At 42.8% G+C, this 26,244-nt stretch carries 22 protein-coding genes; 12 read left to right on the top strand and 10 right to left on the bottom strand.

Going from position 1 to position 26,244, the window contains the following annotated elements; all coding sequences use genetic code 11:
• Positions 1–34 precede the first annotated feature (34 nt).
• Entirely contained in the window at positions 35–406 is a 372-nt protein-coding gene (locus tag AO498_RS14855; RefSeq protein WP_067549404.1) for a VOC family protein, read from the top strand.
• Positions 403–1,209 carry a DUF2490 domain-containing protein gene (locus AO498_RS14860; RefSeq protein ID WP_067549407.1) on the top strand — a complete coding sequence of 269 codons (807 nt, stop codon included), beginning with the start codon at positions 403–405 and terminating at the stop codon, positions 1,207–1,209. The genes AO498_RS14855 and AO498_RS14860 overlap by 4 nt, the downstream gene beginning before the upstream one ends.
• 69 nt (positions 1,210–1,278) lie before the next feature.
• Here AO498_RS14860 and AO498_RS14865 read toward each other — a convergent pair whose 3' ends face one another.
• Positions 1,279–1,701 carry a hypothetical protein gene (locus AO498_RS14865; RefSeq protein WP_067549410.1) on the bottom strand — a complete coding sequence of 141 codons (423 nt, stop codon included), beginning with the start codon at positions 1,699–1,701 and terminating at the stop codon, positions 1,279–1,281.
• A 213-nt stretch (positions 1,702–1,914) separates the two neighbouring features.
• On the opposite strand from AO498_RS14865, the gene AO498_RS14870 reads away from it, so the two are divergent.
• On the top strand, positions 1,915–4,704 hold the full coding sequence (locus AO498_RS14870) for a formylglycine-generating enzyme family protein (protein WP_067549413.1): 2,790 nt from the start codon (positions 1,915–1,917) through the stop codon (positions 4,702–4,704).
• Positions 4,705–5,031: 327 nt separating this feature from the next.
• Here the strand turns inward: AO498_RS14870 and AO498_RS14875 are convergent, their stop codons facing one another.
• The gene (locus AO498_RS14875; RefSeq protein WP_067550555.1) at positions 5,032–7,506 is read right to left on the bottom strand and encodes a S9 family peptidase; all 2,475 of its coding nucleotides are present in this window, start codon (positions 7,504–7,506) and stop codon (positions 5,032–5,034) included.
• 86 nt (positions 7,507–7,592) lie between these two features.
• Entirely contained in the window at positions 7,593–8,576 is a 984-nt protein-coding gene (locus AO498_RS14880; RefSeq protein WP_067549416.1) for a glycosyltransferase, read from the bottom strand.
• Positions 8,577–8,748: 172 nt separating this feature from the next.
• Here AO498_RS14880 and AO498_RS14885 point away from each other — a divergent pair, with 172 nt between their 5' ends.
• Positions 8,749–9,600, top strand: a complete 852-nt coding sequence (locus AO498_RS14885) for a UDP-2,3-diacylglucosamine diphosphatase (RefSeq protein ID WP_067549419.1) — start codon at positions 8,749–8,751, stop codon at positions 9,598–9,600.
• A gap of 2 nt (positions 9,601–9,602) precedes the next feature.
• Positions 9,603–10,736, top strand: coding sequence for a glycosyltransferase family protein (locus AO498_RS14890; RefSeq protein WP_082792262.1), 1,134 nt, complete (start codon positions 9,603–9,605; stop codon positions 10,734–10,736).
• A gap of 1 nt (position 10,737) precedes the next feature.
• On the opposite strand, the gene AO498_RS14895 is transcribed toward AO498_RS14890, so the two are convergent.
• Both AO498_RS14895 and AO498_RS14900 read right to left on the bottom strand, forming a co-directional pair.
• A complete protein-coding gene (locus AO498_RS14895) occupies positions 10,738–11,967 on the bottom strand; it encodes a M56 family metallopeptidase (RefSeq protein WP_067549422.1) in 1,230 nt (409 codons plus the stop codon).
• Positions 11,967–12,335: a BlaI/MecI/CopY family transcriptional regulator gene (locus AO498_RS14900; RefSeq protein ID WP_067549425.1), complete on the bottom strand. Its 369-nt coding sequence runs from the start codon at positions 12,333–12,335 to the stop codon at positions 11,967–11,969. The genes AO498_RS14895 and AO498_RS14900 overlap by 1 nt, the downstream gene beginning before the upstream one ends.
• 301 nt (positions 12,336–12,636) lie before the next feature.
• Between AO498_RS14900 and AO498_RS14905 the strand changes: the two genes are divergently transcribed.
• Together AO498_RS14905 and AO498_RS14910 are read left to right on the top strand one after the other, a co-directional pair.
• Positions 12,637–15,309, top strand: coding sequence for an MGH1-like glycoside hydrolase domain-containing protein (locus AO498_RS14905; RefSeq protein ID WP_067549428.1), 2,673 nt, complete (start codon positions 12,637–12,639; stop codon positions 15,307–15,309).
• On the top strand, positions 15,281–15,883 hold the full coding sequence (locus AO498_RS14910) for a ribonuclease HII (RefSeq protein ID WP_067549431.1): 603 nt from the start codon (positions 15,281–15,283) through the stop codon (positions 15,881–15,883). The genes AO498_RS14905 and AO498_RS14910 overlap by 29 nt, the downstream gene beginning before the upstream one ends.
• A 7-nt stretch (positions 15,884–15,890) precedes the next feature.
• On the opposite strand, the gene AO498_RS14915 is transcribed toward AO498_RS14910, so the two are convergent.
• The 4 genes from AO498_RS14915 to AO498_RS14930 form a co-directional block, all read right to left on the bottom strand.
• A complete protein-coding gene (locus AO498_RS14915; RefSeq protein WP_067549434.1) occupies positions 15,891–16,328 on the bottom strand; it encodes a hypothetical protein in 438 nt (145 codons plus the stop codon).
• A gap of 79 nt (positions 16,329–16,407) precedes the next feature.
• Entirely contained in the window at positions 16,408–17,796 is a 1,389-nt protein-coding gene (locus AO498_RS14920; protein ID WP_067549438.1) for an NAD(P)(+) transhydrogenase (Re/Si-specific) subunit beta, read from the bottom strand.
• A complete protein-coding gene (locus tag AO498_RS14925; RefSeq protein ID WP_067549441.1) occupies positions 17,793–18,080 on the bottom strand; it encodes an NAD(P) transhydrogenase subunit alpha part 2 in 288 nt (95 codons plus the stop codon). Before AO498_RS14925 ends, AO498_RS14920 begins: the two co-directional genes overlap by 4 nt.
• Positions 18,081–18,095: 15 nt before the next feature.
• The gene (locus AO498_RS14930) at positions 18,096–19,220 is read right to left on the bottom strand and encodes a Re/Si-specific NAD(P)(+) transhydrogenase subunit alpha (RefSeq protein ID WP_067549444.1); all 1,125 of its coding nucleotides are present in this window, start codon (positions 19,218–19,220) and stop codon (positions 18,096–18,098) included.
• Between the two features lie 372 nt (positions 19,221–19,592).
• Here AO498_RS14930 and AO498_RS14940 point away from each other — a divergent pair, with 372 nt between their 5' ends.
• Positions 19,593–21,059: a Gfo/Idh/MocA family protein gene (locus AO498_RS14940; RefSeq protein WP_067549450.1), complete on the top strand. Its 1,467-nt coding sequence runs from the start codon at positions 19,593–19,595 to the stop codon at positions 21,057–21,059.
• Between the two features lie 140 nt (positions 21,060–21,199).
• On the opposite strand, the gene AO498_RS14945 is transcribed toward AO498_RS14940, so the two are convergent.
• Positions 21,200–22,504, bottom strand: a complete 1,305-nt coding sequence (locus AO498_RS14945) for a DUF3472 domain-containing protein (protein ID WP_067549454.1) — start codon at positions 22,502–22,504, stop codon at positions 21,200–21,202.
• A 170-nt stretch (positions 22,505–22,674) separates the two neighbouring features.
• On the opposite strand from AO498_RS14945, the gene AO498_RS14950 reads away from it, so the two are divergent.
• The 4 genes from AO498_RS14950 to AO498_RS14970 all read left to right on the top strand — a co-directional run bounded on the left by AO498_RS14950 (position 22,675) and on the right by AO498_RS14970 (position 25,781).
• The gene (locus tag AO498_RS14950) at positions 22,675–23,715 is read left to right on the top strand and encodes a zinc-dependent alcohol dehydrogenase family protein (protein ID WP_067549457.1); all 1,041 of its coding nucleotides are present in this window, start codon (positions 22,675–22,677) and stop codon (positions 23,713–23,715) included.
• A 13-nt stretch (positions 23,716–23,728) separates the two neighbouring features.
• A complete protein-coding gene (locus AO498_RS14955) occupies positions 23,729–23,929 on the top strand; it encodes a hypothetical protein (RefSeq protein ID WP_148660254.1) in 201 nt (66 codons plus the stop codon).
• Between the two features lie 462 nt (positions 23,930–24,391).
• Positions 24,392–25,168: a hypothetical protein gene (locus tag AO498_RS14965; RefSeq protein WP_067549466.1), complete on the top strand. Its 777-nt coding sequence runs from the start codon at positions 24,392–24,394 to the stop codon at positions 25,166–25,168.
• A 106-nt stretch (positions 25,169–25,274) separates the two neighbouring features.
• The gene (locus tag AO498_RS14970; RefSeq protein ID WP_067549469.1) at positions 25,275–25,781 is read left to right on the top strand and encodes a heme-binding domain-containing protein; all 507 of its coding nucleotides are present in this window, start codon (positions 25,275–25,277) and stop codon (positions 25,779–25,781) included.
• Positions 25,782–26,244 lie beyond the last annotated feature (463 nt).

A 26,244-nucleotide genomic window follows, 5' to 3' on the forward strand; every position in this document is an offset into this window, starting at 1 on the left:
CTTTAAGGATTTGACCAAATCTTAGTTCTTCTCTATGAAATTAACTCAACTCAGACCCATCTTGTGGACCGAAAATCTAGAGGAAACCCTCCGATTTTATACTGAAATTTTGGAATTTACCTTGGGTGAAAAAAACTTAGAATGGCAATGGGCCTCCTTGTTCAAAGATGATGTTCATCTCATGTTAGCGACACCCAATTCACATACACCATTTGAAAAATCAGTATTTACCGGCAGTTTTTATTTCAACACCGATGATGTGGAAGTATTATGGAAAAAACTGAAAGACAAAACCAAAATCTGCTATCCAATCGAAGTATTTGAATGGGAAATGAAGGAGTTTGCTATATATGATAACAACGGATATATCTTGCAATTCGGTCAGCCAACCACCTTCAACAAATGAATCAAAAAAGCTTCCTGATCCTGTCTTTTTCAAATTCAATTTCCTCCTTTTTCAGAATCAGAATTGCAATAATACTCTTTGGATGGATAGGGATTACTCCTACAAGTTTTTCTCAAAAAATCGTTCAAAAAAGCCAACAACAATGGATTCAATCCTACCATGAAGCCAAAGTCTCCTCCAAATGGACAGCCCTTTTGGATGGTGGATTTCGATGGAAGGATGGGTTTGCTGCACCAAATTCATACATCGTTCGAGGTGGTATGGGCTATTCTTTAAGTCCTAGACTTCGAGTTGCGGGAGGATTGGCACACTTGGGATTTTATGCTGAAAATCGAGTGATCAGACAGGAATTTCGACCTTATCAGGAAATCTCTCATAAATCGAGTATTGGAAAAGTTAACCTTAGTCAGAGATTTCGATTGGAAGAACGATTCTTTAAAAGCAGGGCTGATTCATTTGATTTCGACCTGATGGATTTTAATTATCGCCTTCGCTATTCGTTGATGGTGGCGATTCCGATTATGCGGCTTTCTGCCAAACACCCTGAGCGAAAACTACTGCTAAATCTAGGCGATGAAATTTTTCTAAATGCAGGCAAGGAAGTTAAAAATCAAGTGTTTGACCAAAACCGATTTATCCTCAGCCCTTCAGTACAGTGGAATCAATCGCTAAACATCGCTTTCACCTGGAATACTCAATATGCCTCCACTACTATTCCAAACCACTTCAACTTAAGCCATGTAGCTTGGCTTCAGATTAGGCACAATTTGAATTTTATCAATGGAAAAGAACCACGAAACTGATTTGAGATTTGACTCATTTTTCAGTGAAAACCAAATGCCTCAACTTCTCCAAATTGAGGCATTTTTCAATTAGTTAGATTCCAAAACCAAAGGAACATCCAAGCCCTTTTGATTCTTGTAGATCAACAGACCCAAGGAAATCAATGCGAGGTTTTTGATGATATATTGTCCAATCAAAGTCGGAGTAAACCACATTTGCCAAGTATCATCTGGTAAGATGACCTCCGGTACAAAGGTGATCACCATATGAATCAACAAAACATAAAGCGCTTCTTTGGTGAATTTTGGAAAAAGCCAAATCACTCCAATGGCACATTCCGCCAATCCAAACAATCGATTAAATACCTGAAATGGCATCAAATCCATCAGGATTTTATCAAAGAGATGATTGACTAGAGGTTCGGCGGGAGAGATCCCAATTACCTTTAGGATTCCAAACCAAAAGAAAATCACAAACAGGGAAAATCGTCCAAAACGTAAAATTGATTTCATAAGCAAGGGTTATTTGGTACCGAAATATATTTCGATAAAAACCCATGGTTTATGACATTTATCAGGATAAGGACAATTTTTTGAAAATTCCAGGATCGAGCATTTTCTCAGAATATCCTAAAATTCAAATTTAAAATTTCAAAATGAATGACTGCGAATCAGGTTTTGAAAAGCACCTGACTTTGTCTAAGTTATCCTAGTGAAGATCAAATCATGAAAAAATCGATTCCCCTTATTTTAATCCTGGCCCTTTCACTTTCAAAGGTTAATGCACAGTCATTTATCCAGGATTTTCAGCTTAACTCCAAAAATCAAATTGACGCAATTTTATCAGATCAAGGTCTCATTTCACTTGCTGAACCAATTCCTTTAGTCAGTTATTGGGTGGATGAAGCGACGTTTTCCTCATCAAATCCTTCTTCAAAAATTCGATTAGGTTTCGAAAAAATCGATAGAAATGATGGAGAACTGGAATGGATCCTCACGTTTACCAATACTTCCTCCGACACCCTTCAGCTTCACAATGTTATTCCCTTTTCATCAGACCACGCGGAGGTTTGGATTACTGGCCGTGGAAAACACGCACTATCTCGCACCCATCTATTCCTTCCCGGAAAAAGCCCTGTAAACGTCATTGTACCTGACAATGCCTGGGAACTTGGGTACACCGCAATTGCCCTTCCTAGCTCAAAAAAAATTGCTGCGGTCACCCGACGAGATCGAGAAAGTATCAAAAATGGAACCCGAAGAAGATTTGAAACCATCCTTTTTCCGGGAGGCACAGTCAACTACCATTTCCACGCTCTTTCCTATGAAGGAGAATGGCAGCAAGGTTTAACTCGAGTTTTTCAGGAAAAAATGCTCTTTGAGCTTCTTGAATTTGACAATTCCTTATTCGAACGAAAAGACCTCCAATGGATTCGCCACAGCTATGTCATGCATTTGATGTATGCATGGGATAAGTTTTATTATGATTTGGAAAAAGGAGAATATACTCTTCAGGAATTTCTAGAAAGAGGAAAAACACGCTACGGAGGAGACGATGTAATCAGCATTTGGCCGACCTGGCCGACTTTGGGATTGGATCAGCGGAATCAATTTGACCTATTTAAAGACCTTCCGGGTGGCTTGGAAGCAATGAAAAACCAAGCAAGACTAAGTCGTGAAAAAGGCACGCGATTTTTTGTCTGTTACAATCCTTGGGATGAAAGTACCAACACCAAAAACCACTTTGAAGGCTTGTATGACCTGATTTTGGCAACCGATGCCGATGGAGTTGTCCTAGATACGAAAGCGGAAGCGGGACGTGAATTTCAAGATGCTGCTGATCGAGTCAAACCGGGTGTGGTCATGTACAGTGAAGGGATGGCGATTCCGAAGGCTATGCCAACCATTGTTTCAGGTCGTGTCCACAATGCACTTTATTATCCTCCTATGCTCAATCTGAACAAGTTGATCAAACCTGAATTTGCAATTTTCCGAGTGGCGGAATTATTCAAAGAAAAGATCAAGCGAGAATTTGCGACTTCTTTTTTCAATGGTTACGGCACGGAGCTTAACATTATGGCTCCCGGACAACCCGAATGGGTCGAAGAACAATATGAATTCCTAGGAAAAACCAGCCGGATTTTGCGTGAGAACACCTTTAATTTTACTTCCAGAGGATTCACTCCGCTACTCCCTACTCTTCTAGATAGTCTTTGGGTCAATGAATGGAAAACTGAGAAAAAAACGCTCTACACAATTTACAGCATCCGGCCTCAGGGATTTAGAGGATTACTATTCGAAGTAGAGCCTAAAGAGGAAACCCATTTTGTCGATCTATGGCATCACAAACTTCTTAATCCTGAGGAAAAAGATGGGAAATGGTGGATTGAAGCACAAACAGAAGCTTTTCCGGAATATGAACTAGGCACCAATAATGAAGGAGCCGTGGATTGCATCGCTCAATTACCTATCGTACTTAGGGCGAGTTTGGAGGGAGATTTTCTTCAGGTTCAAACCTCTAGTAACCAAGGGGAAATCCGCGTTTGGGCTGGAGCGCCTACCTATGCAAAGAACAGTCTGGAATTACCTGCTGCTAATTTAAAAATTCAGATTTCTGAACATTTTGGACGTTTTGAAGGGGACTTTGTCATTCAATACCTGGAAGATGGAATTCTGATAGATGAAACCATCATCAACCTCAAGCCGGGTACTCCTAGGAAGATTTCCAATGTGGAAAAGATCACTTCCAGTGATTCTAAACCAAAAGGAATGATCCAAATTCCAGCTGGAAGTTTTGAATTTAAAACCACCAACGGGGATGCATTTATTCCATACCCAAAAGAAGAGGAAGGCAAATTGATCCAATTCGAATCATTTTGGATGGACAAGCATCCTGTTACCAATGCAGAGTTTGAAGTCTTTTTGAAAACCAGTAAATATTCGCCAACAGACACCGCTAATTTTCTAAAGCATTGGAAAAATGGAAATATTCCAACTGGCCAGGAAAATCATCCCGTGATCTATGTCAGCTCAGAAGATGCCAAAGCTTACGCTAAATGGGCAAAAAAACGCCTTCCCACAGAAGCAGAATGGCAATATGCTGCCCAGGCTGGAGAAACCGGCCGAGAATGGCCTTGGGAACAAACCACTCCTGTGACCCGAAGACTGGAACCCGTCACGGAAACCTTGACATTTGTTCATCTAGACGGGATCGATTCTACTTTGGTCAATTTAGGAAATGGAAAAATCGATCCCGTCGGAGCCTATCCGAAAGGAGCTAATCCCCTTGGAATTGAAGACTTGGTAGGTTCGGTTTGGCAGCTTACCCAAGATGAATATTGGTCTGGAAGTCACCGTTACATCATTCTAAAAGGAGGCTCTTATTTCAAACCTTCAGGCAGTTGGTGGTATGTGCAGGGTGGGCCGAGGGAGCTTACCCATCGGCAACAATTGCTGAGAGTCAGTCAAGGCTTCGAGCGAAATGCTACAGTGGGTTTTCGGTGTGTGAAGGATTGAAGAGTTCACCGCAGAGCCGCTGAGAACGCTGGGAAGAAGTGTGTAGTTTGCGCGGTCGCCTTAAGATGATTTTCATTGTGACCTCATTATTCATAATCCCTCCACGTTCTTTGCGCCTCCGCGGTGAAAACAAAAAAACCTTCGAGGTCAAAAAGACCTCAAAGGATTTCCAAAAGCGCTGCTCAGGCTTTAATTCCTTCAATTTTTCCTTGTGACCTCTTTTTTCATAATCCCTCCACGTTCTTTGCGCCTACTCAGTGAAAACAAAAAAACCTTCGAGGTCAAAAAGACCTCAAAGGTTTACTGATTATTGTTTCTAGTAACTTCCTACTTATCCTGCGGTTTATCCCGCTGCATTTCCACCATATCTACCGGTGGTGGGGTGTTATCTTCTAGTAAGTGTCGGACAAAATAGTCTCCCATTTTCCAGAAGAAATACTCCGTCATATCGCCGTAGCCATGTCTTTGGCCGGGCAAAATCACAAATTCAAATCGCTTCCCAGCCTTAATTAGCGCATTTGCCATTCGGATAGTCCCTGCTGGATGTACGTTATTATCCACATCACCAGTGCTGAGCATCAAGTGGCCTTTGAGATTCTTTGCCAAGTCAGGGTTTTTCTCAACCTGATAAACAAAAGTCGTATCTCCGCTAGGCAAAACTCGCTCTTGCACACCATGATGCTTTTCAGACCACCAACGGTTGTAGATATTGTTTTCGTGATTTCCGGCTGAAGAAACTGCCACTTTAAATACTTCTGGATAAACCAACATAGCCGCAGTAGACATAAAACCTCCTCCGGAGTGTCCGTGAATTCCTACTTTATTTCGATCAATAAAGGAATGTCGATCTGCCAATTGATCTACAGCTGCTTTTTTGTCTGCTAATCCATAATCTCTCAAATCGCCATAACCATAATTGTGATACCACTTGGATCGAGCTGGATGTCCTCCACGATTTCCCAAGGTGACAACCACAAAGCCAAACTGGGCTAATCGATCGGTTCGATCCATACTTCTCCCAAATGATTTATTGACTGCTTCGGTCTGTGGGCCGGGATAAACATATTGAACCAAAGGATATTTTCTCGTGGAGTCAAAGTCAAACGGCTTATACATCACCCCATAGAGGTCCGTGATTCCATCATCCGCTTTAAATTTGAATGGCTCAGGGAATTTGTATCCCGCAGCAAATAGCTGGCTTAAATCTGCAGTCTCCAATTCCATTACTTTTAACCCATTCCGATCGTAAAGTGTCGATGCAGGGACAGTATTAACTCGTGAGAAATTATTGACAAAAAAGGATGCATTGTCGTTGATGCTGATCTCGTGATTGAAATCCCCCTTGTTGAGCAAGGTTACCGCGCCGCCATCCAAGCTTACGCTATACAAATGCTCATAATAAGGATCTTCTCCTTTTTCACGACCATTGGCAGTAAAGAAAAGTCTTCGTGTTTTCGCATCGACACGGGCTGCTCCTGCGGTATGGTATGGCCCTGAAGTCAACTGACGCTTCAAAGAACCATCTATTCCGTAGAGGTAAAAATGTCCCCAACCGTCGCGCTCTGACCACCAGATCAATTCATTACCAACCAGCTCCAGTTTTTCAAAATCAATGTACGTATTGCTTCTCTCCTCGATCACCACTTCTTTTTGATCCTTTGCAAGGTTCCATCTAACCACATCCACTCGCTTCAAATCACGAGAAGTAATCGCGAAATAAAACTCATTCAGGTCTCCAAGCCAAGTTGCCGGTCTGAAATCATCATCCCGAGAACTGACCGCTGGAGTGGTGGACCAAAGTGATACCGTCTGATCCTTGAACGTCGAAATCGGAAGCTTTCTTAAGGCCTTGGATTCAAAAGAATAGTGCAAAAGCTCCGTCTGAGGCTGCTCTTTTTCCCCTGGCATCGCGTACTTGTAAGTCTCCAAGGTAGGTCTTGGATTTCGGGTGTTATGAATTACCCAAAGGTCTTTGACTTCTCGCTCATCGGTTCGAGTCAAAATGAACTGCTTGCTATCCGTACTCCAAAGTACCCCAACTCGCTTTCGGTCATTCTTCTTTTTTTCGACTTCTTCGTTGTCATCACCGCGATCTCCCCAGCCATATTCATAATCCTTTTCTCCGTCAGTGGTCAACTGATACTCGACAATCGTGCTATCCTTTTCATCTTTGACTGCTTTGAGAAAATTCTCCTTATCCATCCAATAAAGGTTGAAATTCTTCACAAAAACAACCTTCGAGGAGTCTGGAGCGATATTAGCCCAAGAAAGTCGCTTGGGATCTTTTTCAGTTTCAATTTCAGTGAGCTGTTGGGTAGAAAGGGAATACCGAAATGTATGGACCTTTTTTTCCAAGGAATCCTTGGCATTTTTGTTTTTAGCCTTGATGTCAGCCCAATCCTTCTTAATCACATCAGCGGTACTTTTCACCTTAAACTGAATCGAATTCTCATCCTCTAACAATTTCAAATCATCCAGCTTGAGATGCTGCCCATCAAAGGGATCTTTGACGGCTTTTGTGATTTCAGCAGCCAATTTATCCCGATCAAAAAGTGGGGATTTGCTTCGTCGAACAGGGTCAATTACATACCACATTTTTCCGTCGCTAGTCTCATATTCATACCAGAAACGATCGGATTTTTTCATCCAATGGGGATCCACACTGGTAGAAAAAATCATCTTCCGGACCTTCTCAGGAGAAAATCGAGCAGCAAGCTCATAGTTCCCCTTGTAGACCATTTCCTGAGCTACTGCCAAAACGGACAACAGCATCAGGCCAAAAACGAATCCTAATTTCCTCATCTTCATACCAATTTTTCTTTGGTACGAAACTAAATCCCAAGCCATGAAGGTTGCTTACCGCTTACATAAATCTAGCTTGGCTCCGGCTAGATTTGCCATTTGGACTGGGTGAACTTTGGAAAAAGGGCGGCTAAAATCCCTCCAAGTAAATACAACTGATAGTAAAAAAGCATCAAGGAAATCGTAACGGGCATTTCATACCATTTCAATTCCACTTGATTCCCATTTTTGAAATTGGAACGAAGAACCTTTTTACTTCGAAAAAGGCCTAATCGCAAAAATTTTTGGAGTGGTTTTGCGACCAAAAATTCAGGCTCAAGGAATTTTCGGTACTCATCCCTTCCCTCTGCCAGAGCTCGGGTGACAATATGTTGAATACCATTTGGCGATGGATGGCTGGCCTTTGCCCCATGATGAACATATAATGGAACGCCTTTGGATATCAACCTCTTCCATAAAATCACGTCAGCCCCTCGGGTGATCCCATGACGTAAGAGTGGATAGGGATTTTCAAGCATCAAAGTCCGAGGCGCGAGAAAATTATTGGAAAAAATAAGGTCCACAGGAAGGACATCGCTTTGATCACTAGGCAAGGGAAAAAACCAAGCTAAAGCAAAGGCTTTGCCCACCAAGGTTGAGTAATCAATGTATGAATGTCCTGAAATCAGGGCATTGGGATAATCGTCATGGGCTTCCAAAATTAAACTCAGCCAGTTCTCTTGGGGAATAATGTCACTATCTAAAAAAATCAATACCTCACCTGAAGCTAGCTCAGCCCCTTTATTTTTCAACTCAAAATAATGCGCACCTTTCAGATCAACCACTTGAAAATTAAGGTTAACAGCCTCTAAAAATCCTGGAATGGCTTTCTTTAAAAAATCCCAAATAAACAGCTGAGAAACCTGTGCTTCGTTATGCAAAATCAGAACTTCAAATTTTTCAAAACGCGACTGAGTCTGCTGAAAAACCTGCTGCAGTAGCGCTTCGGTTCGATCCAGTTCAGATAGGATTGCATTTTCCCATTCTAAAATAATACTGACTACCATTTGGGTTTGATAAGTGATTTTCATTAGCAAGATTAAAAAGACTCGTTATGAGGTAAAGATAGACTTGGGTTTTTCACACTCCATTAACGATAAGTACATATTTACAGAAGAATATTCGGAAATCAACACAAATTCTTAACAACCTAAACATCATGGATTTACACTAGCGATCTAATTTTCCTTCAAATCTGATCGAGTGAATACATCTTTCAAAACAATCGTCATTTCGGATGTCCATTTGGGCACCAAAGGCGCAAAAGCCAAAGAAATCGCCCACTTTCTCAAGCAATACCGTTGTGAAAACCTCATCCTGAATGGTGACATTATCGACGGCTGGCAATTGAAAAAATCAGGAAGCTGGAAGCGGAAACATACCCGTTTTTTTAATCGGGTGCTCAAAATGATCGAAAACCACAACACGAATGTGTATTACCTCCGAGGAAATCACGACGATTTTTTAGATCAAATTTTACCCCTACAAATCGGTCGTCTTCATATTCAGACGGACATGATCTATGAATCTGCCGGTAAAAAATATTTCATAACTCACGGGGATGTTTTTGATTCCATTACCAGCAATCTTCGATGGATTGCCTACTTAGGAGACATTGGCTATACCTTTTTGCTTTGGCTCAACCGAATCGTCAATTATTACCGATACAAGGCTGGACTTCCCTACTTTTCGCTCTCCCAATATGTGAAGGGAAAAGTGAAACAAGCAGTCTCCTACATCGACGATTACGAAGAGGAACTTGCTAAAATGGCCAAATCAAAAGGCTGTGACGGGATAATCTGCGGACATATTCACAAGGCGGAAAACCGAATGATCGACGGAATTCATTACCTGAATTCTGGGGATTGGGTGGAGACGATGAGTGCATTAGCAGAAGATCATGATGGCAACTGGCAGTTGATTTATTACTATGAAATCGACTTTAAATCCCAGCTAAAACCTGAACCAAAGGAAGATTCTCCATGGGGAGAAATTCGGGAAGTTGCTTTCGAAAATCGAAAGGAAGACTTAGACTCACCTAGCTATCGGTTTTAAGAATGCGGTTTGTGTTCATTATCCAAGGAGAAGGCCGGGGACATCTAACCCAAGCCATTTCATTTGCCCAGTTGATTCGATCTCAAGGGCATGAACTCACCTCCGTAATCGTCGGAAAAAGCAAGCGAAGAGAAATCCCCGAGTTTTTCACTCGAGAAATCGCTGCTCCCATTCAACTTGTAGACAGTCCAAATTTTGAATGTGATCCCCAACAGAAAAAGATTCATTTGGGAAAAACCATTTGGAAAAATGTACTCAGAGCTCCTCTATTTTGGAAAAGTTTAAATACGATTCATGCTGAAATCCAAAACACTCAACCAGACGTCATTCTGAATTTTTACGACTTGTTGGGAGGCTTTTACAAGTTGATTTTTCAGCCCAAAGCTAGATTTTGGGTGATCGGCCATCAATATCTGATCTCCCACCCCGATTTTCACTTTGCTCCACACCGAAACTTGGAGAAGTTTCTCTTCAAGATAAATACAAAAATGACTGCCTTTGGTGCGGATGAGAAATTGGCACTTTCTTTCCTACCTCAAGAGAACTCTTGTGACAAAGTCCAGGTTGTCCCGCCATTGCTTCGCAAGGAGGTCAAAAGCCTTATTTCAAGACAAGAAGATTTTTACCTCGCCTACATGGTCAATCCGGGCTACAGTGAGGAAGTCATTCACTTTGCCAAGCGCTACCCACATCTTCAGATCAAAGCCTACTGGGATAAAAAAGACGCCGCCGAGATCGAATATCCTCTACCAAATCTCAGTCTTCATCTAGTTAATGATCGGACGTTTTTGGAGGATATGGCTGCCTGCAAGGGCTTGGTTTGTACCGCGGGATTTGAATCAGTTTGCGAAGCGATGTATTTAGGCAAGCCGGTGATGATGATACCTGTGGCCGGTCAATACGAACAAGCCTGCAATGCAATGGATGCGGAGGCTTCGGGTGCCGGGATGGCTTCGAATAGCTTCGACTTTGGGAAACTGGAAAACCTTACTCAATCTAATTCTGAGGTTCGGTTGGAAGTCCAAGCATGGAACTCCACGTGGCCAAGGATCTTAAGCGAGCTTATCGAAAAGCATACAATCCAAAATCAGGTAGTTGAAAACGGCGCAAACTCCACTTCACCTGCATTTGGTTGAATTAGCAGGCCATATTCTTCCGCTCCTCTTCAGTTAAGTCCTCGATTTTCTTATAAGTAACTTTTCCATCTTGGGTAATTTTGGCAAAAGGGAAAGAGGCACGCTTAACTTGTCTGCGCTCTTCCAAGGAAAGTCTGGCAAAGGTTAAATCCAAAAGGCGAAACTCTCCCTCCAGACGCATCATTTCCTCCTGAGTGAAATTGGAGAAAAGTCTATTTTCATTGACTTGGGTTTGGTACTTCCCATAAAGAGCCAAATAGGTAGTTAAATTTTGAGAGGAAGCAGCAGTTAACACTTGAATATTGCGACTGCCTTGATTGGTGAGATCTTGTTCAACTTTATCTGCAGCTACTTTTGTGGAAAATAGAAAACCAGAAAACAGGACCAAGGATATTGATAGCCCAATCACAGCCCATTTCTTCGTATTTGAGGTAGTTTTCTTCATCATGGTGAATCGTTTTTTAGTGAGAGAGAAATTTAAACTGCTTCCAAAACCAACAGGTTGGTAAGTAAGTACAGCTAACAATAAATTTTGATAATCTCGAACTGGTAATTTACTGATTACTTGTTGGTCAGCAATAAATTCATGGTTGAGTCGGATAGCTTGACGAGCAAAATACAAGCCTGGATGAAACCAAAATGGAATCAATAAAATCTCCAACAAGAGAATATCCCAACTGTGTTTTTCGCGAACATGGCATTGCTCATGCAGAAATACTGCCTCTGGAATCCCATCTTTCTCGTAGTTCGACCTGGAATAAAAGATATAGTTCAGAAAGGAAAAGGGAGATGTCTCACGATCCAGCAGAACCAGCGTCTCCTCTTTGTAAATCACCTGAATATTTTGCCGAATCTGGTCCCGTATGATTCGGATATTTCGAAGAAAACGAATCAGAAATACCAACACTCCTGAGAGATAAAAGACCCAAACGATCCATGCCCAGGGAATTTCAGCATTTGGACTAGAGGCGATTGGAGAAGTTTCTGTTGAAGTTAAAGCAGTCGGAAGGTCTATAGATGGGACTTCAGCAGGAAAAACAAATTCAGAAAGAGGCGTAGGAGATATTTCATTTTTAACCTCAAAAGTGATCAGAGGGATAAGAAAAGACCCAAGGACTGCTGCTAAAAGATAGAATCGATTGAAGCGATGGAGCACCTCTTGTTGCAAAAACAAGCGGTAAAAAAGCAGCAACAACAGCAGACAAAGGACGGATTTGAGCAGATATTCCATTACTTCTTGCGATTAAGTTGGTCGTCAATCATTGATTTAAGCTCCTGAAGTTGGGCTTCCGTGAGAGAAGTTTCCGTTGCAAAAAAGGAAGCAAATTGGGCAGGTGAATCGTTAAAGAAATTTTTGATCAATCCCTGAAGGTGTTTTCCAAAATAGGCCTCTTTGCTCACCAATGGAAAGTATAATCTAGCCTTTCCTTCCGATTCGTAATCCACAAAATTCTTATCCTGCATCCGTTTCAAAAGTGTCGAAATGGTAGTTAATGCAGGTTTGGGCTCAGGATATTTTTCCAATAAATCTTTCAAGTAAGCCTTTTTTAAGTCCCACAAGAAATTCATTAATTCTTCCTCTGCTCCAGATAACTTCATTGTCTATTTAATTATTTTCTACAAATGTAGAATTCATTTTTATTTCTACAAGTGTAGAAGAAAAAAATTAATCATTGAATCGATTATTCAAGAACCGCTTAAGGCTTCTAAAAATATGGATTTGAGTTAAAATCAATCGGTTTCCTATCTTTCCAAAGTCCTATTACCGTGCAGGCTTTGGTAAAAAATACTACAAAAAAGACATTAAAAAACCTGCTTTAGCGCAAACCATTTGGGTTTTTTCCTTTTTAAATGGGTTGAAAATGATAATTTCACCCCCCGCGCAACGCTGAATTTCTACATGTTAGCTGAACATATACGATTACAAGAAGATAAAGAACGAAAGAGCCATTGGAAGAAATGGGGACCTTACCTCACCGAACGTCAATGGGGAACCGTTCGAGAAGATTACAGTCCTGATGGAGCCGCCTGGGAGAATGTCACCCACGACGATGCACGCAGTAAAGCCTATCGATGGGGTGAAGAAGGGATTGGAGGTATTTGCGACTATCGTCAGGTTCTGTGCCTAGCTTGGGCCTTTTGGAATGGCAAGGATCCATTTATCAAGGAAAGGCTCTTTGGTCTTTCCGGAAATGAAGGAAATCACGGGGAAGACGTCAAGGAGATTTATTATTACCTGGACTCCACGCCTACGCACAGCTATATGAAGATGCTTTATAAGTATCCTCAAGCTGAATTTCCCTACGAAGAATTACTCGAAGAAAACCAAAAGGCTGGAAAATTAAAGACCGAGTTTGAACTGATCGACACAGGTATTTTCGATGAAAACCGATACTTCGATATCTTCATTGAATATGCCAAAAACGAGGCTGAAGATATTATCGCCGTCGCTACCATTCACAACAGAGGGTCGGAAGAGGCCGAATTGGTCGCCATGCCAACGGTTTGGTTTCGAAAAATCTGGTTTACAGGCCATGAGCCATTTATGCCGAAGCTTTCCAGAAATGGAGAGACTTCCATCAAAGCCTTTCATCCTAAATCTGGAAATTACTTTTTCAACTTCTGTGGCAATCCAGAAATCAAGTTTTGCGACAATGAGACCAATCGGGAGCGATTGTATGGAATTCCAAATGAGCGGAAATTCACTAAAGATGCGATCAACGATTTTGTAGTCCATGGTGACGAGGATCGATTAAACCCTAAAGAAGTCGGAACTAAAGCAGCTGCGATCTACCGACTCAAAATACCTGCAGGTGAATCCGTGGAAATCAAACTCCGCATGCAGCACCTTCAAGAAGAGGAGCCTTTGGAGACTTGCCATCAAACTTTGGAAAAGAGAAAGAAAGAGGCAGATGAATTTTATGAGCAAATCCAAGATCGTGTTTCTGATCCCGACTTAAAATCTATCCAGCGCCAAGCTTTCGCCGGTTTGATGTGGTCCAAGCAGTTTTATCATTACGATGTCAACCGCTGGCTAGAAGGCGATCCAGGAAGATACCAACCCCCACAACAGCGAAAAAAAGGAAGAAATCACGATTGGAGACATCTCCAAAATTTTGACATCATCAGCATGCCAGACAAATGGGAATACCCTTGGTATGCTGCTTGGGACCTAGCTTTCCATTGTATTCCCATTGCTAGAATTGACCCTGAGTTTGCAAAAAATCAACTCCTACTCCTTCTAAATGAGTGGTATATGCATCCCAATGGGCAAATTCCGGCCTATGAATGGAATTTCTCAGATGTCAATCCCCCAGTTCATGCCTGGGCGGTACAGCGTGTCTACCAGATTGATAAAAAAATGAATGGTGGTGTCGGCGATCGGGAATTTCTCGAGCGCGCGATGCATAAACTCATGATCAATTTCACCTGGTGGGTAAATCGAAAGGATAGTGAGGGGAATAATATTTTTGAAGGGGGATTCTTAGGGCTGGATAATATTTCTTTATTCGATCGAAATCACGCGCAATATTATCAGGGCAAATTGGAGCAAGCCGACGGAACTTCCTGGATGGCGATGTTTTCACTCAACATGTTGCGAATCGCCCTCGATCTCTGCGAATTCAACACCGTGTATCAATTCAGTGCCACGAAGTTCTTGGAGCACTTCCTGTACATCGCCGGCGCCATGAATAATATTTCCTCAGAACACATTTCCCTTTGGGATGATGAGGACAATTTCTTCTACGATGTATTCCATTACCAAGGGAAAGAACCTAAGAAATTGAAAGTTCGATCGATTGTTGGCCTGATCCCATTATTTGCTGTTGAGCCAATCCGCGAAGATCTATTCGACAACCTTCCTGAGTTCAAAAAACGCTTGGATTTTTTCCTTCGTGAAAAGCCGAAACTTGCCTCGTTGGTCTCAAGTTGGATTCAGCCTGGATACGACAAACGAAGGTTGTTTTCATTACTTCGTGGACATCGGATGAAAAGCGTCCTTCATCGCATGCTAGATTCGGATGAATTTCTAAGTGAATTCGGGATCCGATCGCTTTCCAAATACTATGAAAAGCATCCGTACGCCATGAAAATCAATGGTGACACGCTTTCCATAAAATACACGCCTGGCGAATCCGATACCCGGATGTTTGGAGGAAATTCCAACTGGAGAGGTCCAATCTGGTTTCCGATCAATTACTTGATCATCGAATCCCTGAAGAAATTTGATTACTACTACGGTGGAGATTTTTCGATTGAGTACCCGACTGGTTCTGGCAATTTCGTTACGATGGACTTGATCGCGAAGGAGCTTTCTTCAAGGCTTATTCGAATTTTCACCAGAGATGAAAAAGGAAACCGTCCGGTTTTTGGGAATCAAAAGAAATTTCAAGAGGATCCTCATTTCAAGGATTACATTCTTTTCTATGAATATTTCCATGGCGATTCCGGGAAAGGATTGGGAGCTTCCCACCAGACCGGTTGGACTGCACTTGTTGCTGAATTGATCTATAAAATCCACAAACCGAGTACGATCAGTCACGATGCCCCTACTCCCCTATTTACAAGCTGATCGAATCGAGGCTGGATGCGATGAAGTTGGCAGAGGCTGCCTTGCCGGACCAGTAGTGGCTGCGTCAGTGATTTTGCCCGTGGATTACCACAATCCATGGATAAATGATTCCAAGCAACTGAGCAAATCCAACCGCGAAGAATTAATTGATGAAATCAAAGAAAAAGCCATCAGTTGGGCGATAGCGGAAGCCAGTGTGGAAGAAATTGATAAAATCAACATCCTCAATGCTTCATTTTTGGCCATGAAGCGGGCGGTATTAAAACTTGATCAAGTGCCTGACCACTTATTGATTGATGGAAATAGATGGAAATCAGACCTTACTATTCCTCACACCTGTGTGATCAAAGGGGATGGAAAGTTTGCTTCCATTGCCGCTGCTTCTATCCTCGCAAAAGTCTACCGAGATCAATTCATGGAAAAATTAGCGTTGGATTTCCCTCATTTTGGATGGGAGACCAATGCCGGCTATCCGACAAAAATCCATCGGGAGGGAATCTCAAAACATGGAGCTACCGAATGGCACCGCAAAAGTTTCCAGCTTTTACCTAATCAGCTTGATTTGGGATTCTGAATTGGATCTATTCCACAATTCGCTCGAAGGTCAAATTACCCATCGCCGAATTTTTAGTCATGGGCTGGAGTACCAACTTATCTTCGGTCAAACTCACAATTCGAGCAAGACGATCCCCCTTTTCATCATGGATCAAAAGCATGACTCCTTCCGATAATTCCACTTTAGCCTCTTTCTGCAAAATGGTTTGTTGGTCAAAGTCGATGTACTTGAGGTTTTCTCCTTCCAAAAACTCATAAACCGTACTTTCCAAACGAGCCTTGATGCGGATGTTCATACTTGCCCGCTGAGATTCTGTAGCATTCTGAAATTCAGGAGAATTGACAATTTTGGCAATCCCATCAAAATGAACTAACTGCCATTTTCCGATCAACTGGGAATAGGTCACCTGACCGAAAGATTGAATGGAAATAAAGAAAATGAGGGAAAAGAGAAATCGTTGCATGACCTACCTTGGACAATTATTTTGCCAAAAAAAGCCCCAAGAGTAAGTTCTCTTGGGGCCATGAGATGAGCAAATTCAATTAGCTCATTTCCTTCAGTTCTCCTACCACCTTGGTGATGGTTTGCTTGGCATCTCCAAAAAGCATCAGACAGTTTGGATACCCAAACAACTCATTCTCGATCCCTGCATATCCTTTACCCATACTTCGCTTAGAAACAATCACTGTTCTCGCTTTGTCTGCATTGAGGATTGGCATTCCAAAAATCGGACTTTGTGGATTAGTTCGAGCTGCTGGATTGACAACGTCATTTGCACCCACCACAAACACAATGTCGGTATTGGAGAAATCATCATTGATTTCATCCATTTCAATCAATTTATCATAGCTGATATTGGCTTCTGCCAATAGTACATTCATGTGTCCGGGCATTCTTCCTGCCACCGGGTGAATAGCAAATCGGAATTGAATGTTTCGTTTCTCGCATTGCTCCATTAATTCCCGAATGACGTGCTGAGCCTGAGCCACAGCCATCCCGTATCCGGGAACCACAATCACGGAAGAGGCAGAATCAAACAACATGGCAGCTTCCTCCACTCCCACTTCTTTAACCACAATCTGAGGACCATCTTGAGGTCCAGAAGTAGTCGTTTGCCCAAAACCGCCCAACAATACATTCATGAGGGAGCGATTCATGGCTTTACACATGATTTGAGTGAGAATAATCCCAGATGCACCTACCAGGGAGCCTGCTACTATCAGTACGTTGTTATTGAGAATAAAACCAGTGGCTGTAGCGGCCATTCCAGAGTAAGAATTCAACAAGGAAATCACTACTGGCATATCGGCACCTCCAATTGGAATAACCACCAGAATTCCCACTAGAAGCGAAATCACCACCAAAATTGTGATATACATGGGATCATCCTGGTACAAGAAAGTAAATACGGCTACCGTCAAAAAGGTAAGAAGCAGTCCTAAATTCAAAGCATGCTGTCCTTTGAAAGTAATTGGCTGGCCAGAAATTTTCCCATTCAGCTTCATCCAAGCTACCACTGAACCTGTGAAGGTCACGCCACCAATCAAAACACTGGCAATAATGCTGACCGAGTTGACGGTGTCAATTTCCACAGCAAGGATTTCAGTTTTCAAGAAATGATCCGAAAGTGCCACACCTAAGGAAGCGAGACCTCCAAAACCATTGAAAAGGGCGACCATTTCAGGGATTTGGGTCATTTCTACTTTTTTGGCGTAATAAAGTCCAATGCCCCCCCCAACTACCAAACAAGCAAGCATCTCCGGGAAGGTGGCCAAATTCAAATCGATCAGTGTTGCCACGATTGCCAATAGCATCCCAACCGCGGAAAGCATATTTCCTTTGCGGGCATCCTTGGTTTTACCCAAAAACTTGATCCCTAAAACGAACAAAATCGCTGCGATCAGATAGGCGAGTTGAATGATATTGCTCATTTCTTCTTAAACATTTTAAGCATACGATCAGTCACTGCATATCCACCTACCACATTGATGGTAGCTAGAACTAGGGCCAACATTCCCAGCCATTTACTGAGCGTGGTAAATCCCATTTCATTGGTAGCGATCAAGGCTCCGACAATAGTAATCCCGGAAATCGCATTGGATCCGGACATCAAAGGGGTATGCAAGGTTGGTGGCACTTTGGTGATCAATTCAAATCCCAAGAAACTCGCCAAGACCAACACGTAAATCAACATGATAAGTGCTGTAGTATCCATAGTGTGGGTTAGGGTCTATTTTGATAAAATACTTTTGGTAAAAGGATGAACCAATTCTCCTCGATGGGTAATCAAAACACCTTTGGTGATTTCTTCTTCCATATCCAACTGGAATCCATCTCGATTGGCAAGGTGGAGCAAAAGGGTAGAAATATTGACAGCGTAAAGATTGCTGGCATTGACAGGCAAAAGTGAGGGCAAATTGGACTCTCCCACCAAGGTAACCCCATGCTTAACCACGGTTTTATTTTTCTCAGAGAGCTCACAGTTGCCGCCGGATTCCACCGCCATATCGATGATGACCGAACCCGTTTTCATGCTCTTCACCATATCTTCTGTCACAAGAATTGGAGACTTTTTCCCCATGACCAAGGCGGTAGTAATCACCAAATCCGCCTCTTTGATTTTCTCACGGATGAGCTGTTGCTGCTTTTCCAAAAATTCAGCAGAAACTTCCTTGGCATATCCGCCCTCGATTTTGACACCTTCAGCACCTTCCACGGTTAAAAATCTTCCCCCCAAAGATTCCACTTGCTCTTTGGTTTCAGGGCGAACATCAGTCACTTCCACGAGAGCCCCAAGGCGCTTGGCTGTAGCGATCGCCTGAAGTCCAGCTACTCCGGCTCCGAAAATCAGAACTTTTGCAGGGGTAATGGTTCCGGAAGCAGTCATCATCAGTGGGAAAATTTTCCCCAAGTGATTTGCCCCTAAAAGAACCGCTTTATAGCCGGCCAAGTTGGCTTGCGAAGAAAGAGCGTCCATTTTTTGAGCTCGAGAAATTCTGGGCACAGCATCCATCGAGAAGGAGGAGATGGATTTTTTGTTCAAGGCCTCGATCATTTCAGGAAACTGGTAGGCATACATGTACGAAATGCAAGCTGCATTTTCCTTCATTTGGCCTATTTCTTCCACCGTAAAGGGATTTACCTTCAGCAGAATATCTGACTCAAATACGGCAGAAGCAGGGCCTACTAGGGCTCCCGCTTGTTCATAATCCGAATCTGAAAAATAGGATCCGTCTCCGGCACCGGATTCGATCACCACATCAAACTCCTTCTTTTTTAGAAGTTTGACTACATCGGGACTGAGCGCAACACGCAGCTCATAATCCTTGGTTTCTTTTAATACACCGACTTTCATGCTGGGAAAATCTTCAGGGTCTAGGTTAGTACTTACTTTTCTATCTAGCTTAAAGCTAAGGAATGCCAAACAAATTCGGGAATGAAATCACCGAATAAGCATCCCCTTTTTTGAACTTTCCTCGAGAAAATTGCCTCAAATTCGATGTATTTGAAGCCGTAATCGATTGCTTAATTTTTTTCTGATTTTGAAATTTTCTTAAAAATGACCTCCCATTTTCCAGAAAGAATCCTTCCCTATCCCGGTATCGGGTGAAAGCAGGACAGTTTATTCCGCTTATCCTAAAAATTTGAAGATTGAGCCTTTCCCATTTCAGATGCAAAAAGAATCCTCTATTTTGAAGTTCCAAATCTGTAATATACCCTTTAACCCATGAAAAAACCTGAACAATCCTCTTCAGGCCAAACCCGAAGAGATTTTATCAAAAATGCGGCGATAGCTTCGTCGTTTTTTATCGTCCCCCGGCATGTGCTGGGTGGCGTAGGCTATACCGCCCCATCCGACCAGCTTAATCTAGCCGCAATCGGTGCTGGAGGTAAAGGTCGAAGTGATATTTTGAATGCTTCCGTCAATGGAAGGGAACGCGTAGTCGCCCTTTGTGATGTGGATTTTTCAGGCTCCGCCAAGGACTCCGTCAAAAGCTTCCCAAATGCGAAGCTTTATGCAGATTATCGGAAAATGCTCGAAGAGCAGAAGGATATTGATGCAGTTACCATTTCCACTCCTGACCACGTGCACGGTCCTGCTGCTAAATTCTGCATGGAAAGAGGCAAGCATGTCTATGTGCAAAAGCCAATGACACATAATATTCGCGAGGCTCGATTACTTACCCAGATGGCCCGTGATCAAAAAGTCGTAACCCAAATGGGTAACCAAGGCGCTTCTAACCCGCTCATGGATATGATTCGTGGCTGGATGGATGCGGATAAAATCGGAAAAGTCTCCAAAGTACAAATCTGGACCAACCGCCCTGTTTGGCCACAAGGAGGCCCTTTTCCAAAAGCTGATGCGGGAAGCAAGCCAAGTGAATTAGAATGGGATCTTTGGTTGGGTCCTGCTCCGGAAATTCCTTTTACTCCAAACCTACATCCGTTCAACTGGAGAGGCTGGTGGGATTACGGTACAGGCGCTTTAGGTGATGTGGGATGCCATTTGATGGATATTCCGTTCCGTATGCTTGGACTTAATTATCCAACCGATGCAGAATGTTCGGTAGGTTCTGTATTTTCTCAAATGTGGACAGCGGATTACAACCCAGAGGGATGTCCGGCCTCTTCGTTTATCACCCTTCATTATGGACCGACAGCCAAAAATCCAGTTCCTTTGGAAATGACTTGGATGGATGGTGGTATCCGGCCTTCACACCCTGATATCATTCCTCCTGATCACGATTTAGGTGGAGCTAATTCTGCCAATGGTGTGATGATGATTGGTGAAAAAGGAATTATCACGCATAATATCAATGACAGTTCTCCACTGATGCCGAAGCTTTATTTATACGACGGCACCCAGGAATTTGGGCCGGATCGAATCGAAGGCACAGAACCAGAATATGGACATCAGCGCAAGTGGGTAGATGCCTGCAAAGCAGGATTTGGATCAGCTGAACACAAGGCCTTGACTTCATCATTCGACTATGCCGGACCGATGACCGAGACTGTATTGATGGGTAACTTGGCTATCCGAAGCTATATGCTGAAGCGTCAAAATGCGCAAGGAAGAGATGAGTTCTTCGGCCGTCGCAAGTTGCTATGGGATGGTGAAAATATGCGAATCACTAACCTTGAAGAAGCCAATCAGTTTGTGGGCAGAACCTACAGAAAAGGCTTTGAAGTTTAGTTCAGTAGGTAGTCGCAGTAATCAGATTGCAGATTATACCAGAAACCGTGGGTGGAAACGCTCACGGTTTTTTCTTGGCCCTTTTCCAAAAAAGTACCCTGCAAAATCTCCAATAGTGACCATCACCTTAGGCAACTTTTTTACCTTAATTTCTCAAAGTCGATTACAGGCTTTTGTCCAAGAGTAGATCGCTGATGCATGCTTTGAAGGGCAGTAGAAGAATTGAAGAAACCCCCATTTTTCAAATAAAATCCAGACGATTCTTGACCACCATCAAAATCCTTTCTGTATCCTCTTCTAGCAATATCATCTCCGGTAAACTTGGCTTCCCTAAGTTCAAACCAATTTCCATCTTGATCTGCCATCCATTGATTGGTGTATTTCACCAAGCGAGTCAAGTGACCGGATTCAGGAATAAAATTTTCTAAAAAAGAATGAGGTTGTCGATACCAAGTATCCGTTTTGGGTCGGAGGAAGCTTGCGATCAACATCCAATCTCCGACTTCTGGCGCAAAGAAATAAGCGGTATAAATGGTATTTCCATTTCCATCTGGTTCCACAGAATTTAAAAAACGATAAGTCGTCCCCGCTTTCCATGGAAATCTCAGAAAACTCTGCCCACCAGAACCTTCATTCCCAAACTCTCCGGTATAAACTTCATCTCCCTTTTTTAAGAGCTTAATTTTTTGGTCCTCAGGGATAGCATTCGGATTGTCGGTTGCATAAGGACTCCACACCGAAAATAAGACCCGTCGTTCTGTTGGAGAATTCACTTGAATCCCAAAATACCCCTCCCCAAATCCATTGGCCATAAAGTAAGACCCGATCGGATCCTCTCCCTCAGGAATGGTCATTTCATTGTAAAACCATTTGAAACTCTTGTCAACAGGAGTAGTGTAGCTCAGGTGCACGGATGGACCTCGCCTTCCCCAATAAAAACGGCTGTCAATATTGTCCTTAACATAGTCCAGCTGCAAGTCATCGGAATGCCCTACCCATAGCGATTTTATTTTCGCGTAATCTGTTCCTGATTTTTGAACACCACTCAGATTCACCTGATTATAGCCCTCGACTAAATCCACAATTCCTACCCGGATCAATCCATTATCTCCAGCTTTTAGCGCAACCCCCAACTTTTTTCCATTTACCTCCATCTCAAGTTGGGAGGTTCCTGATTGATTTAAAACCTCCAGAGAGATTTCAACAGGGGCAGAAGTCTGAGCTCTAAAAAAAACTGCGAATTCACTTTGATGGCTTCGCCAAGTCTGAACTCCTTCGGCATTAATTTCTTCCTTCAATTCTCCTTTTGTTTGAAACACATTCCCTCCCATAGGAATTTCTTCAAGGGTGGAAAATTGATTCAAATCTGGATTAGGATTAGGCTCTGAACCCAAACAAGACGTAAAAACAAGGAAGAAAAGGGAAAACAGCGAATACCTAAGCATTGAGAGTTTGATTTTGAAACGACCCTAGAAATCTTCTATTCACTTCCAAAGGTAGCCCTAAAAGAAAAGGAATCGATCAAGTAATCCAAAGCCTTAATGAATCCATTTGAAGTAAAACGGAAAAATGTTTCAATCCTGTTTTTTAACTTCGATCCATAATAGCTCCCAAAATGAAAGCCCTTCTCGTCGAGTCCTTCCAGGAAAAACCAATTATCACCCAAGTCCCGGACCCTCAAGCTCCAGAAAATGGAGTGGTATTGGAAGTGAAGGCAACAGGACTCTGCCGAAGCGATTGGCACGGATGGATGGGACATGACTCGGATATCAGACTGCCGCATGTGCCCGGACATGAGTTTGCCGGCGTCATTCGTGAGGTGGGAAAAGGGGTAAAAAACTGGAAAGTAGGTGATCGAGTAACAGTCCCTTTTGTCTGCGCATGTGGTACTTGCCCGACTTGCCAAAGTGGCAATCAGCAAATCTGTGACGATCAGTTTCAGCCGGGATTCACCCATTGGGGATCATTTGCGGAGTATGTAGCCGTCTATCGCGCCGAGACCAACTTGGTCCGACTGCCGGATTCGGTAAGTTTCGAAGCTGCAGCAAGCTTAGGGTGCCGATTTGCCACTTCGTTTCGGGGCGTGGTTGCACAAGGAAAAGTAACCGGAGGGCAGTGGGTAGCCGTGCATGGCTGTGGTGGTGTAGGCCTTTCTGCCGTTATGATTGCTTCAGCTTTGGGAGCAAACGTCATTGCTATTGACATTTCTGAGGAAAAACTGGCGCTTGCCAAAGCGGCAGGAGCCAACTTTTTGCTAAATGGTAAAACCAACCCGGATGTTCCATCAGCAATCCTAGAACTGACTAAAGGCGGAGCACATGTCTCCATTGATGCCTTGGGCAGCAAAATCACCTGCTACAATTCCATCGCCTGTCTCCGAAAACGAGGAAAACACATCCAAATCGGATTGATGGCAGGAGACCAAGCCAATCCGCAGATTCCCATGCATTTGGTAATCGCCAAAGAACTCGAAATCCTCGGCAGCCACGGCATGCAAGCCCATGCCTATCCTGAGATGATGCAGATGATTTTGCAGGGTAAAATCGCTCCAGAAACGCTCATCGGGAAGCGAATCGGCTTGGATGAAGCTGTTGATGCCTTAATCTCGATGGATCGCTTTCTGGAAAATGGGATGGTGATGATTGATACCTTTTAACTTGTAAATGATGATGAAACCTAAAACACGTTGGTTTATTCAATCCGTTATTGGCTTGCTTTTGACAGGTGCGGGACTTACCGTGGCAATTGATGCGGGGGTCGAAAAGTTCAGTGGTGGAGAATGGTTCTGGCAAGGAACGCTAGGTTTAATTCTGTTTAATGCCGGGCTTAGCTTAGTTATTGACGGAACTAAGTATAGAGTCAAAGGCTAGTCCTACAACCCATCCTTATTGGATTAAGGCACTACTTCAAGTTTATTTAATCTATATGAATGCGCAATTCTGCCAGAAGGTGAATTTCGAGTTCCGAATGTTGCGGATATTCGTCCACTGACCACAGACGACAGTCAACAGCAAGTGAAATGGATCTTCAAACCCTCATTCATTTGGTTAGTGGTAAAAATGCGGATAATAAGATTAAACCATAAAGAGGATATCCGATTTCTTGGCAGAAGGCCACACCCTAGGAATAAAATCCCAAGTGAAGTTCAGTTTGAATCAGCTTCGGTCTGAGGTCATCGGACTTTGGGTCGCCAAACCAAAGGAATTTTGGATTGTGGTGCGATTGCGGATAATCATAAAATATAATCTCACAATCAGAGAATTTTTCAAAATTAATCCTTGAATTAAAATTCTTCCCTAAATTCAATCCAACAATTTTCTATCATCCATTCTATGAAAAAACACCTTTACCTACTTTTATTGGCAGTCATTACTTGCCAATTTTCTTTTGCACAATCCACCGAAGAATCACCAAGTGAGTCGTATGACAAAAATGTATTCAAGGTCAATTTAACGGGTTTACCACTTCGCAATTTTGGCTTCCAATACGAACGGATGCTCAGTCGCAAATCCTCCTTCAACCTAGGCCTTCGATTTATGCCCAAGGGAAGTATCCCGATGCTGAGTAGCTTCGAAACGACCATTGACGACCCCACCGCCTATTCGACCCTTAGCGCAGCTTCCATCAATGGGTTTGCAATTACACCCGAATTCAGAGTGTATTTAGGAAAAAAAGGAGGACCAAGAGGATTCTATATCGCCCCGTTTGCTCGCTACACCACCTTTGACGCGAGTCTACCAACGGTTGAATTCACCTACGAAGTCACCGAAAACAATCAAACCTTTACCGAAACACGAACCATCGACATGAGTGGTAGCCTTTCTGGAATCACCGGTGGATTGATGCTTGGTTCTCAGTGGAGACTAGGCAAATCTGTCTACTTGGATTGGTGGATTATTGGAGGATCTTTTGGAAAATCTTCAGGAGAATTAATCGGTGTATCCCAGCTCAGCGTAGATGAACAAGACGGATTGCGTGAAGAACTTCAAACGCTCGATATTCCATTCGTAGACTACACTGTAGAAGTCAATTCATCAGGTGCCAAACTCAATTTTGATGGTCCTTTTGCAAGTTTGAGAGGTGGACTTTCCCTAGGCATTAAATTCTAAAAGTTTTAACTTTTACTTTAAATCCAGGAAGATCGCAAAATCAACCTTCTGCAAATTAAACTTTCTCGAAGCTGTCTCATCTAATCTCTATTAAACCCACCCAGCTATGATCAAAAAAATCACCATCGCGCTAGTTGTCATACTAGTTGCCATTCAATTTGTCCCCATGGAGAAAAATGAATCAGGCCCTACGGAATTTGATATTACCACTGCTTATGAGGTCCCTGACCATGTGGCAACCATTCTGAAAGGAGCTTGTAACGATTGCCACTCCAACACCACCGCTTACCCTTGGTATAGCAACATTCAACCGGTCGGCTTTTGGCTGAATCATCACGTAGATGAAGGAAAAGGACATCTAAACTTTTCTACATTTACCAAAATTCCGTTACGGGTTCAGAACCACAAACTCGAAGAAATCATCGAAACCGTGGAAAGCGGAGAAATGCCTCTGGAATCTTACACTTACCTGGGATTACATCCAGAAGCCAATCTTTCGGATGAGCAACGGCAAACCCTGATCGATTGGGCAAAGGAACAAATGGCCATGCTTGCGGCGACTTATCCCGCGGATAGTCTAAAAATGAGACCAAGGCCTGCACCGGCACAATAAGCTAAAGCCCTGAATTGATTCAGGGCTTTTTTTATTTTCTAATGCCAACTTAAATCGATGCGATTTGAAAAAAACAGTAAAGAAAAGCAGCCCTCAATCCTATATTTTACGACTTCTCTTTTGAATTTCATCTTTTTCCAGAAAACTCAGATCGGATAGGCGCGGTGGCCGACATAGCAGCGGGCCAGCGTCCGGCCTTGTGTGGTGGGAGCTTTGCTGTGTCTTGACCTTTTTGTTCTTTTGGGTCAAGCCAAAAGAACAAAGAAAAACTCTTGAAAGCCTTTTTCAATAAATACCACCTTGCTATGCAGTGGTCTTATCTAAATTCTAATTGCACTAGCTAAAAATCTCCTTGAAAGAAATCGAGTCAAAATTACTGAATCGGACCTAACTGTCTTGCAGTTAAAATACAGTTTTCTTCCGGGCAGGTAATCCCGAAGCAAGATCTAAAATTGATACTAAA

The sequence above is a fragment of the Algoriphagus sanaruensis genome, assembly GCF_001593605.1.
Lineage (GTDB): Bacteria > Bacteroidota > Bacteroidia > Cytophagales > Cyclobacteriaceae > Algoriphagus > Algoriphagus sanaruensis.